Source organism: Kitasatospora sp. NPDC127116 (genome assembly GCF_042677365.1).
Classification (GTDB): domain Bacteria; phylum Actinomycetota; class Actinomycetes; order Streptomycetales; family Streptomycetaceae; genus Kitasatospora; species Kitasatospora lactacystinica.
In genome coordinates this window covers 15,793-29,853 of record NZ_JBHXTL010000122.1, presented here as the reverse complement: position 1 = coordinate 29,853, position 14,061 = coordinate 15,793, and the positions used below count along the sequence as shown (strand labels likewise).

11 protein-coding genes are annotated in these 14,061 nt (G+C 69.7%); 6 read left to right on the top strand and 5 right to left on the bottom strand.

Going from position 1 to position 14,061, the window contains the following annotated elements:
* Window positions 1-115 precede the first annotated feature (115 nt).
* Window positions 116-865 carry a helix-turn-helix domain-containing protein gene (locus ACFVHV_RS34660; RefSeq protein WP_380356691.1) on the top strand — a complete coding sequence of 250 codons (750 nt, stop codon included), beginning with the start codon at window positions 116-118 and terminating at the stop codon, window positions 863-865.
* Window positions 866-872: 7 nt separating this feature from the next.
* On the opposite strand, the gene ACFVHV_RS34655 is transcribed toward ACFVHV_RS34660, so the two are convergent.
* Window positions 873-1,274 carry a VOC family protein gene (locus ACFVHV_RS34655; RefSeq protein ID WP_380356689.1) on the bottom strand — a complete coding sequence of 134 codons (402 nt, stop codon included), beginning with the start codon at window positions 1,272-1,274 and terminating at the stop codon, window positions 873-875.
* 190 nt (window positions 1,275-1,464) lie between these two features.
* Here ACFVHV_RS34655 and ACFVHV_RS34650 point away from each other — a divergent pair, with 190 nt between their 5' ends.
* Complete coding sequence (locus ACFVHV_RS34650) at window positions 1,465-2,169, top strand: hypothetical protein (protein WP_380356688.1); 705 nt, start codon at window positions 1,465-1,467, stop codon at window positions 2,167-2,169.
* 66 nt (window positions 2,170-2,235) lie between these two features.
* On the opposite strand, the gene ACFVHV_RS34645 is transcribed toward ACFVHV_RS34650, so the two are convergent.
* Window positions 2,236-4,161 carry a serine/threonine-protein kinase gene (locus ACFVHV_RS34645; RefSeq protein ID WP_380356686.1) on the bottom strand — a complete coding sequence of 642 codons (1,926 nt, stop codon included), beginning with the start codon at window positions 4,159-4,161 and terminating at the stop codon, window positions 2,236-2,238.
* Window positions 4,162-4,808: 647 nt separating this feature from the next.
* Between ACFVHV_RS34645 and ACFVHV_RS34640 the strand changes: the two genes are divergently transcribed.
* The 3 genes from ACFVHV_RS34640 (at window position 4,809) to ACFVHV_RS34630 (ending at window position 9,531) form a co-directional block, all read left to right on the top strand.
* Window positions 4,809-5,168, top strand: coding sequence for a hypothetical protein (locus ACFVHV_RS34640; RefSeq protein WP_359905645.1), 360 nt, complete (start codon window positions 4,809-4,811; stop codon window positions 5,166-5,168).
* Window positions 5,165-7,375, top strand: a complete 2,211-nt coding sequence (locus ACFVHV_RS34635; RefSeq protein WP_380356683.1) for a caspase family protein — start codon at window positions 5,165-5,167, stop codon at window positions 7,373-7,375. The genes ACFVHV_RS34640 and ACFVHV_RS34635 overlap by 4 nt, the downstream gene beginning before the upstream one ends.
* Before the next feature lie 1,391 nt (window positions 7,376-8,766).
* A complete protein-coding gene (locus ACFVHV_RS34630) occupies window positions 8,767-9,531 on the top strand; it encodes a hypothetical protein (RefSeq protein ID WP_380356681.1) in 765 nt (254 codons plus the stop codon).
* A gap of 465 nt (window positions 9,532-9,996) precedes the next feature.
* Here ACFVHV_RS34630 and ACFVHV_RS34625 read toward each other — a convergent pair whose 3' ends face one another.
* The 3 genes from ACFVHV_RS34625 to ACFVHV_RS34615 form a co-directional block, all read right to left on the bottom strand.
* The gene (locus ACFVHV_RS34625) at window positions 9,997-11,298 is read right to left on the bottom strand and encodes a GNAT family N-acetyltransferase (RefSeq protein WP_380356678.1); all 1,302 of its coding nucleotides are present in this window, start codon (window positions 11,296-11,298) and stop codon (window positions 9,997-9,999) included.
* A complete protein-coding gene (locus tag ACFVHV_RS34620) occupies window positions 11,295-12,095 on the bottom strand; it encodes an HNH endonuclease (protein ID WP_380356675.1) in 801 nt (266 codons plus the stop codon). Before ACFVHV_RS34620 ends, ACFVHV_RS34625 begins: the two co-directional genes overlap by 4 nt.
* 402 nt (window positions 12,096-12,497) lie before the next feature.
* Window positions 12,498-12,644 (bottom strand): hypothetical protein, encoded by a 147-nt coding sequence (locus ACFVHV_RS34615; protein ID WP_380356672.1) that lies wholly within the window; start codon window positions 12,642-12,644, stop codon window positions 12,498-12,500.
* 138 nt (window positions 12,645-12,782) lie between these two features.
* On the opposite strand from ACFVHV_RS34615, the gene ACFVHV_RS34610 reads away from it, so the two are divergent.
* Window positions 12,783-14,042, top strand: coding sequence for a helix-turn-helix domain-containing protein (locus ACFVHV_RS34610; protein WP_380356669.1), 1,260 nt, complete (start codon window positions 12,783-12,785; stop codon window positions 14,040-14,042).
* Window positions 14,043-14,061: the final 19 nt, after the last annotated feature.

The window sequence follows — 14,061 nt, the reverse complement described above, 5'->3', positions numbered from 1 at the left end:
CCTCGGCACCGTGCTCTCCAGCACCTACACCGGTGCGATGCCCGACGCCGCCCCCGCCGCCGCCCGCCACGACATCACCGGCGCGCTCGCCTCCCGGGGCGCGTAGCCTCGCGTCATGGACCCGTCCTCCCCGTACCTGGAGCGCGCGTCCCGGCTGCCCGGCGCGGTCGTGTGGACGAAGCAGGCCCCCGGCCGTACGGATGCCGGACGTACGGGCGCGGATGCCGGACGTACGGGCGATGCCATGGCCGGGGCCGTCCTGCCCGACGGCTGCATGGACCTGCTGTGGACGGAAGGCCGGCTGCTGGTCGCCGGACCGGACACCCACGCCTTCCGCCCCGGCCCCGGACTGCGCGGCCCATGGGTCGGCGTGCGCTTCCGCCCCGGTGCCGCCCCCGCCCTGCTCGGCGTCCGCGCCCACGAACTCCGCGACCGCCGCGTCGAGTTGGCCGACCTGCGGCCCGCCGCCGAGGTCCGGCACCTCACCGAACGCGTCGACGCGGCCCCCGACCCGGCCGCCGCACTGGAAGCCCTGGCCCTGCGCCTGGCGGCCGAGGCACCGCCCGAGGACCCGCTGATCCGCGCGGTGGCCGCCTCGCTCGCCGCCGGTCGGTCCGTCGCCGCGACGGCCGGGACGGTCGGCCTCGGCGCGCGCCAACTCCACCGCCGCTCCCTGACCGCCTTCGGCTACGGCCCCAAGACCCTCGCCCGGATCCTGCGCATGCAACGCGCCCTGGCCCTCGCCCGGGACGGCGTCCCACTGGCCGAAACGGCCGCCCGCGCCGGCTACGCGGACCAGGCCCACCTGGCCCGCGACGTACGGGAGTTGACGGGCATGCCGGTCACCGCGCTACTGCTCCCCTAGCCTCCCCCTACAGCGGCGCGAGCAGGTCCACCCCGTTGCCGTCCGGATCGTGCACCACGGCGTACCGCTGCCCCCAGAAGGCGTCCCAGGGCTTCAGCTCCCCGTGGTACCCGGCGCCGGTCAACTCCTCGTACACCGCGTCCACCTGCGCGGGACTCGCGCAGCGGAACGCCAGCGCGGAGCGCGTACCGCCGCTCGGCGGCTGCCACGAGGGATGGAACGACCGGATGGTGGCCTCGGTGTCGAGCACCAGCAACGGCCCGCCCGGCAACGTGCCCTCGACGTGCGGCTCCCCCTCGACCCCTGCCGGAAACTCCACCCCCAACCTCCGGTAGAAGGCGACCGAGGCGGCCATGTCCGAAACGGCCAGCCCGACGAAGGCGAACTGCGGTGCAGATGTGCTGTTCATGCCTGCCACGCTAGACACCCCCGCGCACCCGGTCTTGAACGAATCGGACACCCGGGGCCCGCCCGGTCCGCCCGATCCGCCTGGCCGGTCCGCGCGCCCGATCCGCCTGGCCGGGCCCGCCCCGAAGCGGCACCGACACCCCGACGCGCTCGGTCCCCGCGCGGGTCGCGGCGCCGGATCAGAATGGGTCATGCCCACACCGGACTCCTCGGGGCCGCCGCCCGAGCACCCATCGCCCGGCACGGCCCCCGCCCGGGCCGGAGAGCGGTGGTGGCCGGTCGTCTCCGCGGTGCTGATCGCCGCCCTGCTGCACGTCCTGCTTCCCGAGACCTATCGGGAGAGCCCCCCGTGGGTGCTGCCGGTGGTCCTGTTCGTCCTGCTCGTCGTGCTGGTCGTCGGTGATCCCGGCCGCATCGACCGCCGCCGGCGGTGGCTGCGCGTGGTCACCGACCTGGTGATCGCGTTCGTGACGCTGGCGAACCTGTTCGCCGCCGGGCGGCTGGTGGCCGACATCCTGACCGGCAACAAGATCTACGCCGACAACGCGACCGGCCTGCTGGCGACCGGCGGCGTGGTCTGGGCGACCAATGTCATCGCCTTCGCGCTCTGGTACTGGGACCTGGACCGGGGTGGGGCGGCCGCACGGGCGTACCGTCCGTTCGCCGACCCCGCGTTCGTCTTCCCGGAGATGCAGCACCCGCGCCACGCACCGCCCGACTGGGTGCCGATCTTCGCGGACTACCTCTCGCTGTCGTTCTGGACGGCCACGGCCTTCAGCCCGACCGACGTCTCCGCGATCCGGAGGTGGGCCAAGGCGCTGATGATGGCCCAGGCCGCCGTCTCACTGATGGTCGGAGCCCTGGTGATCGCCCGCGCGATCAACATCCTCCAGTAGCCCGCGCAGACCCGCGGGCGGTACCCGGGCGGGCCGCCCGGGTACCGGCCGCGGCCGCTGCCGGCCTCAGCCCTTCTTCCGCAGCACCATGAACTGGTCCGGCTTGATCAGGTCCATGCTGTACCGGAGGGTGTTGTCCGGCAGCATCGTGATCGCGGGATAGACCACCCCGTGGTCCTCGTCGGCGAGGCACTTCGTACCGGGGGAGGAGCCGGTCACCCGGTGCGCGTAGGTGATCCGGTTCTCGTTGGCCTGGGAGAGCGTCCACGCGCCCTCGCACCAGGTGCCGGACTGCGGCCTCTCGGTGCGGATCCTGCTCTTCTCCTCGCTCTCCGCCGACTGGACGACGGTGAGGACGACGGTGGTGACCTCCCCGCCGGCGGCCGTGCGTTCGCCGACCCACGTCCCGAGGAACTTCGCGGGGACGACGCCCGGCCCCGAGTCCGAGGGGGGTGCGCCGGGCGAGGGGCTGTCGTCGGCCGGAGCGGAGGCAGCGCCGGTCGGTTCCGGGCCCTTCGGATCCGGGCTCTTCGAAACCGGGGCGGTGGGTGCCGCCCCACCCCCGGTCGGGGCGGTCCGCCCGGCGTTCGATGCGCCGGTGTCCCTGTCGGTCTTCCGTAGTTGTTCGACCATCAGGTACCCGCCGCCCAGCAGCAGTGCGCCGACCAGCACGGCCGTCAGCGCGCCGTACCTCCGTCGGCCGCCTGGCCGCGGCGGGTGCGGCCCGTAGCCCGGCACCGCCGTCGGCGCCGTGAGCGGTGCCGGTGGCACCGGGACCGGGACCGGGGTCCAGGGCTCGACGGGCGGGACGAGCCCTACGGGCGGTGGGCCGAAACCCGGCGGGGCCGGCATCCCGGCCCCGGCTGCACCAGCCGTACCGGGCACCCCAGCCGTACCGGGCACCCCAGCCGTACCGGGAACCGCGTACACACCGCCGCCCGGTACGACCTTCGCGGCCTCGCCCGTTTGCGCCCTCGCCACCTCGGCGACCACCGAGCGCCCGGTGGGATCCGGTGCCGCGACCACCGGCTCCGCACCGGGGGCGGCGGTCCTCTCCTCCGGGGCCGTCCCCTCCCGGGCCTCCCGCTCCCCCTCCAGGTCCAGCAGCTGCACGGCGCTGCGCCCGACCGCCGCCGCCAGGGCCGGCGGCAGCCAGTGGCCCTGCCCCAGCCGGGCGGCGGCCGTGCCGTCGCCGTCCAGCCGTTCCCGGAGCCGTTCGGGCGTCGGGCGGCCGGACGGGTCCTTGGACAGGCAGTCACGGACGATCGAGTGCAGCGGGCCGGGCAGTCCGGAGAGGTCGGGTTCCTCGTGCAGCACCCGGTAGAGCAGGACGGGCGCGCTCACCCCGGAGCCGAACGGCAGCCTGCCGGTCGTCGCGTACGCGAGTACCGCGCCGAGTGAGAAGACGTCGCCGGCCGGCCCGGCGGGCAGCGCGTTGACCTGCTCCGGCGACATGAAGCCCGGCGAGCCGAACACCTGGCCGGACTGGGTGAGCACGGTGGTGGCGTCCAGCGCGCGGGCGATGCCGAAGTCGATCAGCCGGGGGCCGTCCAGGCTGAGCAGCACGTTCGACGGCTTGACGTCCCGGTGCACCAGGCCGAGGCGGTGCACATGGGTGAGCGCCTCGGCGAGACCGACTCCGAGGGTTCGCACGGCCGGCTCGGGCAGCGGCCCGAACTCCCGTACGGCGGCGTTGAGCGCGGGGCCGGCGACGTAGCCGGTGGCCACCCAGGGGCGGTCGCCCTCGGTGTCCGCGTCCAGGACGGGTGCCGTCCACGTGCCGCCGACCCGTCGGGCGGCCGCCACCTCCTGGCGGAACCGGGCCCGGAACTCGGGGTCCCCGGCGAGGTCGTGACGGACCACTTTGACGGCGACGGTCCGCCCGCCCGACGTCCGGCCGAGGTAGACCCGGCCCATCCCGCCCGCCCCGAGCTGCCGCAGCAGCCGGTACTCGCCCACCCGCCGCGGATCGTCCGCTGCCAGCGGCTGCATGCCCACGCTCCCCTCGACGCCGGGCGCGGCCGTCCCCACCCCTCGCGTCCGGAGCAGACGCTATCGGTCCGGGACCACCCGTGGGACGGGATCACGGTCACGGAATCATCATCAGACGATCACACCGCCCATGGCTTTCACGGCCCACGGCCCCGCGACAGCCAGCCCACCCATCGCGCCCACCCGTCGCCCCTCTCGGGACCGAGCGCCGCCCAACCGCTGGCCTCCGCCAGGCGGGTGCGGGAGGCGCCTCCGACCGCAACCGGAACGGCAACCGCGAGACGACGAAGGCCCGGACCGCTGAGCGGTCCGGGCCTTCTGCCGGCGGAGGATACGAGATTCGAACTCGTGAGGGGTTGCCCCCAACACGCTTTCCAACTGTTCGTCCGGGCGTTCGGCGGCGGTTGTAGGCGTCCTGGCCTGCGGCGGAGCGATCCACCGGCTGGGCTCTGAACGGCGTTGGACGAGGGTGAATGCAACCAGAACTGCAACCAGGGCGACCTCAGCCACGGGGAGGATCGCTGAACCTGGCTGGACCATTTCGCGCTCTGTCTCTGCGATGGCCGCCGGTTCCGGGTCGCGGGGCCGGGCAGGTGGCAGTGCGGCCGGAGGCCATATGGTGGGGCCCGGCATGAGGGAACGTGTTTATGGGGGCGCTCGTGGATCTGCGGTTGGCTGTGGAGGGCGATGACTCGGTCGAGGGGCTGGCCGAGCTGTCGGACTGGCTGGGCCAGGAGCCTGGGCTTCGTGGTCTGGTGACGCCGGCGGATGCGGTGCCCGGACCGGGGGAGCTGGGGGCGGTGGCTGATGTCCTGGTGGTCGCGCTCGGGGCCGGCGGGGCGGTCAGCGTGCTGGCTGCGTCGTTGCAGGCGTTCCTGGCCCAGCCGCGCCGCTCCGATGTGCGGATCGTGGTCTCGGTAGCCGACGGGCGTCAGGTGGAGGTCGATGCCAAGCGGGTCGACGACGTCGAGGCACTGCTGCGTCAGGTGCTCGGCGAGACGGAGTGAGCGCTCGGGCCGTGGACCCGCAGCGGTCCCGGATCGTCCTGGTCGGTACCCCGGCCTACACCGATCCCGGGCTGCCGGACGTGCCGGTGGTTGCCAACAACGTCACCGACCTGGCCGCGGTGCTCACCGATGCCGAGTTGGGCGGCTTCGACCCGAGGCACTGTGCGGTGGCGCCGTCGACGGCCAGTGTCGAGCAGGTGGGCGATCTGCTGGTGCAGGCCGCCGAGGAGGCCGAGGACCTGCTGCTGTTCTACTACAGCGGACATGGGCTGCTCGGTCCGCGACGGCGGGACCTGTACCTGAGTCTGGCCGGCACTCGACCCGGCCGGCTGGCGTTCACCGCGCTGCCGTTCGACGCGGTGCGGGACGCCTGCCTGGGGAGCCGGGCCGCCAGCCGGGTGGTGATCCTGGACAGCTGTTTCAGCGGGCGAGCCATCGGCGACACGCTGGCCGACGACGCGGTCCTCGGTCAGCTCGAAGTCGCCGGCACTTACACGCTGACCTCAGCCCCGGCCAACCGTACGGCGCTGATCCTGCCCGGGGAGCGGCACACCGCGTTCACCGAGCGCCTGCTGCACCTGTTGCGTACCGGGACTCCAGCCGCCGGGCCACTGCTCAGCCTCGGCGACATCTACCGGCACCTGCACGCCAGACTCCGTTCGGAGGGCCTGCCCGAGCCGCAACAGCGAGGCACCGCGACAGCGGACCTGCTCGGGCTGGCCCGCAACCGCCGGTTCGGCGCAACTGCGGACACGACACTCGGAGCACCGCCTGCGGTGGACCTGGCGAAGCTTCTCGAGGGACTGCACGCCGGACTGGACAGTCGATACCCGCGGCCACGCGCGGCAGCCGTCGAAGAGTTGGCCGACTGGCTGACACTCGGCGGCCCCGGTCGGGTGCAGGCCGCCCGGATCGCACTGGAAAGGGCTGCCGCCAACGGCCTGCCGGTGGTGGCCCAGACAGCACGTGCGGCACTGGGACGCCACTCGTGTTCGCTGCCGGCACCGGACCGCTCGGCAGCAGCCCCCGCGCTCCCTCCAGACCGGCTCGGTGCCGTTCGTCATCACCAGGGCGCTGCTGTGGTGTTGGCCACCGCCGAGCGTGTCGCCGGGAGCATCACCGACGAGTCCTCCAGGGCGCGGGCATTGGCGGGCATCGCGAAGGCGTGGGCGGGTACCGACCCCGACCAGGCCGAACGGGTCGCCGGGAGCATCGCCGACGACTCCCGGAAGACGGAGGCGTTGGCGGGGATTGCGGCGTCGTTGGCGGGTACCGACCCGGATCGGGCCGAGCGGCTGAGTGGCGAGGCCGAGCGGGTCGCCGGGAATATCGGCGACGGGTCCCGGAAGGCGCAGGCGTTGACGGGGATCGCGAGGGCGTTGGCGGGCGTCGACCCGGACCGGGCTGAGCGCGTCGCCGCCGGCATCATCGCCAACGCCAAGAAGGCGCAGGCGTTGGCGGCGATCGCCGGGGCGCTGGCGGGTACCGACCCCGACCGGGCCGAGCGGGTCGCCAGGAGCATCACCGCCGAGTCGATGAAGGCGCAGGCGTTGGCAGGGGTCGCGAGGGCGCTGGCGTGGACCGACCCCGACCGGGCCGAGTGGGTCGCCAGGAGCATCACCGACGACTCCCGGAAGGCGCAGGCATTGGCGGCGATCGTGAGGGCGCTGGCCGGCACCGACCCGGACCGGGTCGAGCGGCTGAGCGGCGAGGCCGAGCGCGTGGCGGGGCGCGTCAGCAGCGAGTCGTACAGGGCGGAGGCGTTGACGGCGATCACGAGGGCGTTGGCGGGCGTCGATCCCGACCGGGCCGAGTGGGTCGCCGGAAGCATCGCCGACGGGCCCCGGAGGCGGGAGGCGTTGGCGGCGGTCGCGAGGGCGTTGGCGGGCGTCGATCCCGACCGGGCGGAGCGGGTCGCCGGGAGCATCACCGACGACTACCACAAGGCGTGGACGTTGGCGGCGATCGCGGAGCCGTTGGCGGGTACCGACCCGGACCGGGCCGAGCGGCTGAGTGGCGAGGCCGAGCGGGTCGCCGGGAGCATCGCCGACGGGTCCCGGAGGGCGCAGGCGTTGGCGGGGATCGCGAAGCTGTTGGCCGCCACCGACCCCGACGGGGCCGAGCGGGTCGCCGGGAGCATCGCCGACGAGTACCACAGGGCGCAGGCGTTGGTCGGGATCGCGACGGTCTGGATGGGCGGTGATTGATAAGCCGTTGTCTTACCGCACTTGATCGCCGAGTTTCTGCTGGTCGGGCAGGGGTTCCGGTGTCGTGCAGGAGAGTTGACGCGTCGTGTCGTCTCGATCGAGGTGCTCGGGTGCCGTCGGTGGTGGGGCTGCTGGAGGAGCGGGAGTTGGCCGCCCGGCAGCGGATGGAGAGTCTGCGGGAGGAAGCGGACCGGATCCAGGCCGCGCTGTCGGAGGCGGAATTGGACTGGGAGCGGTGGGTGATCGCCCGGAGAGGGTCGATAGGTCCTGGCCGAGCCTGCGGGCACGAGACAAAGGTGACCGGCCTCAGCCGGGGCACGGGCAGCAATCCCCTACGCGCGGGTGAGGTCGGTCTCGGGCTACTCGTGTTCTGTGGCAAGTTCGAGCGTGTTGCCCTTCGAAGGGCATACCGCTGGCTCGGCCGCCACTGGTTGGCTCAGTCCGGAGCCCGAGTGAATCCCAGGCTGCTTGTGCAGGCGAGCGATCGGCGGCGTCGCGAATCGCAACCGAGACCAGAACTGCAACCACATAACGACGAGGGCCCCGACCGCTGAGCGGTCGGGGCCCTCGTCTGCCCTGGCGGGCGGAGGCGGAGGATACGAGATTCGAACTCGTGAGGGGTTGCCCCCAACACGCTTTCCAATTCTCCCGAACGCCGTCCGCCGGGGTTCACACCCGTCCTGAACTGCGGCGGGGCGAACCGCTGGGCGGCGGCTGGACCCAGTTGGACGGGGATGAACGAGACCAGAACTGAGACCAGTCGCCATCGGCCTATGCCCGGTTCGGCGGCGCCGCCAGGGGAGCGAGTATCAGCGTAGGCTGATCTTCAGTGCTGCTGCAGCAGGCGTTCGGTGCGGTGGCGGTCTTGCCGAGGGTTTCGGCTACCAGTGGATGGTCACGCCACGAGCCCCCATCGTCGACGAGGTGAAATGGTGCTACTCACCGTCCAACGTTACGGGTGCTGCTGGCTTTTCCCTTCTCGCGGTCGTCCGCGATGTAGAGGAGCAACTGAGTCAGGGCGACTGCCGTTCCTGCGACGGCCGCGCCGCCGAGTATCCGTTCTTGAGGAAGCCACAGGCCAAGCCCGAAGGCGGCCAGGGTGACGAGGACCGAGATCAGTCCCCGCTGCCTGGCTTTGGGAACCCTGGGTAAGGCACTCTGGAGGCGCCGGAAAGTGCGCATGCCGCTCGCTTTCAGGTCAGGACGCCGCCAGGCCACGATGGCTTAGGTGTGCAGCCAGGGGCCTTCGTGTCCGGCGGTGTCCGGTGGTGTCGGACGTATCCCTTTGTACTGCATCGCTGAACTCCCAGGTCACCAGCGGCCTCATGGGGGATAAGTTGGTGACAAGAGTGGGATAAGTCGTTGACGGCATGCATGGTGGGGGTCTTGCGGTGAAGCGCCGTATAGGGGAACCGAAGGTTCCGAAGGGTCCGCAGTATGAGTTCTTCCTGCTGATGCAGCGGCATATAGTGAATCAGGGAGACAGATCGCTGGCGGCCCTGAGTAAGGAGTCTGGGTGGTCACGCCAGACGTGGCACAAGGCGCTTCGCGGCCCAGAACTGCCAAACCGTGACCTGGTAAAGGCCCTGGTGGGGCATTTGTTCCCAGAGCAAGACGGCGCACAAGTCCCCCTCAGGATGGTGGAGGAGGCGCTTGCCGCGTGGACAGCCGCTGCCACCGAGCGAGCTTTCGGACCACGCGCTGACCAGCCGGAATCTGTACCCGAGGCCAGCGCCACCCGGTCGGTGACTACAGCCGAAGTGGTTGAGGAGCGAGGTAAGCCACTGACCAGTGTCGCCGGTTCCAGCGACTCTCTGGAGCCTCTGTTTCAGTGGAACCATGTCAGGCAGCGAGTGAACCTGCCGGAGGAGATGAGGTTCTTCCAACTCCTCTACGAGTACTACGTGAGTGCTGGGCGGCCGACCGTGCGCTGGGTAGCGGCTCGCATGCCTGAGGAGTCTCCGGTGACGCGCAGCACCCTCAACGCGTGGCTCAGTGGCACCAGTCTGCCGTCGTACACCGAAAGGTTGCAGAGGGTGCTGGAGGTCATGCGCCAGAACCTCCCAGTATCTAATAGCGAGCTTGAGGCGGATGCCGCTAAGCAGGATGAGATCCAAGAGGCTCTTACCGACGCCTGGCATGCTCGCCCTCGATAGGCCTCCCTTTCAGTGACCCTCTGTCCGCCGAGCCGGCGAGAGTGTCCGGCGTGCCGGCAAGCTCTGACCAGGACTCTTCCAGCGGGAGAAAAGGTTTGTCCGGCGGCTCAGCGTCTATGTCCGGTGTGCCGGCACGCTACGGGGCACGTTCCGTAGCCTGCCGGATAGCTGCGTGGGGTGGCGTCGACGCAATCATTGGGTGGGAGCCAGGGTAGGTCTGCTCGGGTGCGCTGGCGCTACCAGCTCAAGGACACCGCCAACAAGAGAGGCGGCTCGCTCTGGTCTGGTGTCTCCGGAACGACCGCAAAGAGCTGAACGAAGCGGAGCCGGGCCCTCGGGTGAGGACAAGTCGAGGGTCCGGCTCTGGCTTATGTCCGTTGGGCGTTATCGCACATCGCGCGGTCCGGTTGCTGTGCGGAGTCGCCGCTCCCGCCGGAGCCTGTCACCGGGATGCCGCTTGCCGCGTTAGCTGACCCAGATGCCCTCGGGCGAGATCCGCCGTGCGAGGTGCCGGCCGGCGTCGCTGACCGGGGTCGACCAGGACACATCGGTGACCTGGTATCCGGAGCCGTCGGCGAGGGTTTGTACGAGCGTGGTACCAACGCCCTTTCGCCGGTAGGAGTCTGCGACCCAGATCAGGTCGATGCACGGACGTAGGCTGTCGTCCTGATCGCCGTACTCCGACTCGTCGAGCAGGTCCCAGCGGCGGTGCTCGCTGACGTCGTGGGTTGCCAGGTAGCCGATGACGTATCCGTTGGCCTGCAGCAGGTATGCGCGCACGTTGTCTGGGGTCTGCTCAGGCTCACGAAGGTGCGACCACGAGTTGACGTCATAGCCGTTCTCTCGCTGAGGCATCCGCCCCACCTGGTAGGTCAGCTTCCGCCAAGCGATCGGCGACTCGGTCGTCACCACGGCCAGGTCGCCCCACCAGTCCAAGTTCTTGGGTGCCCGAACGCCGATCGCCCACATTGCATGGTGGGTGGCGTGTTCATTCCCGCCGTCCTCGGGAGCTCGTAGGGTCATTCCGCAGGGGCATTTGCTGCCACTCGGTGCCTGTACATGCCGGAACTGGACAGGGGCCGCCCGGTGGCTGAGGTTCTGTCCTCTGCCACCAACCCATGGCCTCTCAGGCGCGTCCTCAGGCTCAACGTATCCGGTCCATCGGTCCACCCAGCCGGGGTGCTGCTCGGGAAGCAGCTCCCGCTTTTGCTTCTCGGCTAACGGCAGTGTCGGGCGAATCCACACACTGCCCAGGGTGGCGCGGCCGTTGAGGCGCACTCCGTGCCGCTTGGCTTTGCCACGCAGGAACCGCAGAAACACGCCAGGTGGTGCGGAAAAGTCGACGCCGCGCACCAGCTCCCGCTCGCCGGGGGCGAGCCAGTCTTCGATGGGGAGCGCTAGCCGGTCGGCGAGGGCGTGAAGTCCGCTGTAGTCGTGGTTGAGCTCAGCACTGCACAGCGCTTCGACTGCCGCTTCGACCTGGGCGAAGGGAACTGTCAGACTGACCCAGCGTGGTCCATCGCCCCACGAGAGCATGCCCAGGTACCCGTCGTACCGGAGCCGATCGACAGACGTGTTCTGCATCCTGGCGATGGCCTCCGTGTAGGCGGCAGGCAGATCTGGGGGGTCTCCCCGCCAGGTCAAGGCATCGGCGTACCCGTCTCGGTCGAGCTCGACCGTGGCGTACCAACGGTGGGCCCGGACACTGATCTTTCGAGAACCGGGGTCGCGTCGATCGGGGTCGAGGTAGATCGTTCGCTCAGTCATGCGCTCTGCTCCTTGTCAGACGCTCCCGTGCTCGGCTGCTCGTTGGGAATGGGCCTACCGCCCTCGTCCGTGATCGTGGCGTGCGAAGCTGGCTGGACCTCGACGCGGAGCATGGGCCAGGGAGTGCCCTCCTGGCCGGAGCCATCGGTCAAGAGCATCTGGCGTACGAAGGCGCCCACCAGGAAGTTGCGCTCGGCGAGCCTGCTCAGGTAGCTCTGCAACCCCTTCTCGGCGTCGCGGTTCTCGCGCACACTATGCAGCTCGGCTGCGATGTCGCAGTAGTCCTGGACCGCGCCCAGGAACTCCATAATGAGGTCTTCATTCTCCGCGGGAAGACCGTCTGGCAGCGCGTACTCGAAGGTGACGCTGGACTTGATCATGTTCCACAGCGGGTTGCCGCGGGTGATCAGCGTCAGGACCCGAGGCTGTGGGAAGCCCGGGTTGGGCACCACCTTCGGCCGGCCTGGCGTTGCCTCGCTGAGCGAGCGCGTCCATGCGGCGTGCTGGGCCTTGATCTCGCGCAGTCGATCCACCGTGAAGTGGCCTGGTTGGTCATCGATTTGCTTGTGATGCCTGCTGCAAAGCAGGACCAGGTTCGTATGGCTGTCGATGGATGCATCGTCCAGCAAGCCAGCTCTTGGTCCGCCCTTCGAGCGGGCGACTATGTGGGCCTCCTCGCCGAAGACCGAGGGGTCGTCGTAGTCAGTCCCGGCTGTCACCACCTGCACCCGGCAGATCGCACACCTGCCGCCTGCTTCGCCCCAGATGATCTTCCGGGTCTTCTCGGACACGGCCATGGACAGCACCTTGCCAGAGGAGCGGTGCCCAGCGGGTGCGAATGTGACGGTTCGGCCGGGGGCCTGCAGGCCGGATGCGGTCGTGCAGCCAGCCGTTCCCACTGGATCTCGGCAACTGCAACCAAAACTGCAACCACGGAACGACGAAGGCCCCGACCGGTGAACCGGTCGGGGCCTTCGTTTGCCCTGGCGGGCGAAGGCGGAGGATACGAGATTCGAACTTGTGAGGGGTTGCCCCCAACGCGCTTTCCAATTCTCCCGAACACCGTCCGCCGGGGGTATGCGCCCGTCTCGACCTGCGGCAGAACAAACCGCTGGACGGTGGCTGACCCGGCTGGACGGGGGTGAATGAGACCAAAACTGAGAGCCAGAGCTGTTGTTCAGCCCGCGTTGATTGCTCGCCTACCGGTGCAGCGCCAGCACGCCGCTCAGGGCGCCGGCGGCGGATCCCACCAGGATGAGCAGCCGACGAGGACAGCGCTGCATGGTTAGTCGCGTCCCGCCGATGCGGATGTCGAGGAACGGGCGGGGCGGACGGGATAGAGCCATGTGAACCTCCGAGGTGCGACTGGTTCGGTAGGGTCCAATCACAATCGGTAGGGGCATAGGTGCGTCAGGTCGCAACCGCACCTTGCGTCACACGGCCGCACTTTGCTTGGGTCGCAACCTAAAAGGGGGAACTGGAGAATGACGCACCAGCTTCCGACACGGCGTGGTCTCGCAGAACTCGACGAGCGGCTGTCCGAGCCGGAGCGGCGCTGTGCCCAGCGGTTGAGGGATCTGCGCGATCGAACCGGCCTCAGCTCCGAGGAACTGGCCCACAGGCTGCGTGTGGACAAGACCAGGCTCTCGAAGTTCTTGAACGGCCGTGACGTCCCGCGTCGAGAGCTTGCGGCACGGATCCACCAGGTGGTTGCCGAACAAGAGGGCGGTGAGGTCTCGCCTGAGGAGGTCGCCCGGACCCGAAAACTGATGTATGACGCGGCCCGGATCCGGAGCCCGCTGCAGGCACGGGAGTTCGAACTCGCTGACGCGCGGGAGGAGATTGAGCATCAGCGCATCCGTACCAACCGGCAGCTCGATCTACTCCGCGAGGAGCTAGTGGCAGAACGTCGTAAACGCCAGGCAGCGGAGGATGCCCTCGCGGCTCTCAACGTCCGCGCCCGGGACGAAGTACGGGCTCTCATTGAGCAATGCGATGCTGCTGCGCGCCGTGTTGTGGAGGTCGAGGAAGAGATTCGGAAAGCCGAGGCGCTCCTGCGGTTGCAGGAGCGCGATGCCCGCGCCATGGCCGATCTGTCAAACGCTACCGACGCCGAACTCCTCCTGTGGGATCAGGCAGAGGAAGTCAGCGTGGACGAGCTCTATCAGGTGCTCGTCGACTGGCGTGACTACGACCAGGACGAGCAGGCGGATCAGTTGATGGAGCAGCTCGCGACGAGTAGTGACATCACGTTGCTCCATGGGCTCTATGAGATGTTCCTCGACAAGGGGCGCAAGCTCGACGGGCAGCGGATCCTGGCCTCGACAGCTCGATCGCATGACCCAGTCGCCGTCTTCTACTTCACCAGGACCCTGGAACCCTCCAAGGGTGAGGAACAGTCGCTCACCGACTTCGCTGGCACCAGAGTCCATGAGCCCATGAGCCTGGTGCCTCTGTTGAACCCATCCCCTGCCATGCAATGGGTCCGCGATGTGGTTCCCGCGCTCGTTCTGCATGCTCCAAAGGAGTCGCTCCTGCGATTCCACCGTGCCTGCGGCGAGAATGGCGCTGCAGACTTGGGGGCGCGGCTGCGTGAGCATGTCCTGAAAGCCTGGCCCGAGGGGTGGGATTCAGGCGATCGCCGTGAGACCGAGCTTTACCAGCTTGCTCGGACAGAGGCGGAGAGGCGTGAGCGTGAGCGCAAGTATCGCCGCAGCTGGTTTGCGCGATTGTTGGAGCGATGACGGCGGTCGGGGCGCTCTG

Excerpts from the sequence above, each read along its gene's own strand:
- ACFVHV_RS34660 (WP_380356691.1), top strand. The coding sequence starts at position 116 with ATGGACCCGTCCTCCCCGTACCTGGAGCGCGCGTCCCGGCTGCCCGGC.
- ACFVHV_RS34655 (WP_380356689.1), bottom strand. The coding sequence starts at position 1,274 with ATGAACAGCACATCTGCACCGCAGTTCGCCTTCGTCGGGCTGGCCGTT.
- ACFVHV_RS34650 (WP_380356688.1), top strand. The coding sequence starts at position 1,465 with ATGCCCACACCGGACTCCTCGGGGCCGCCGCCCGAGCACCCATCGCCC.
- ACFVHV_RS34645 (WP_380356686.1), bottom strand. The coding sequence starts at position 4,161 with ATGCAGCCGCTGGCAGCGGACGATCCGCGGCGGGTGGGCGAGTACCGG.
- ACFVHV_RS34640 (WP_359905645.1), top strand. The coding sequence starts at position 4,809 with ATGGGGGCGCTCGTGGATCTGCGGTTGGCTGTGGAGGGCGATGACTCG.
- ACFVHV_RS34625 (WP_380356678.1), bottom strand. The coding sequence starts at position 11,298 with ATGACTGAGCGAACGATCTACCTCGACCCCGATCGACGCGACCCCGGT.
- ACFVHV_RS34620 (WP_380356675.1), bottom strand. The coding sequence starts at position 12,095 with ATGGCCGTGTCCGAGAAGACCCGGAAGATCATCTGGGGCGAAGCAGGC.
- ACFVHV_RS34615 (WP_380356672.1), bottom strand. The coding sequence starts at position 12,644 with ATGGCTCTATCCCGTCCGCCCCGCCCGTTCCTCGACATCCGCATCGGC.
- ACFVHV_RS34610 (WP_380356669.1), top strand. The coding sequence starts at position 12,783 with ATGACGCACCAGCTTCCGACACGGCGTGGTCTCGCAGAACTCGACGAG.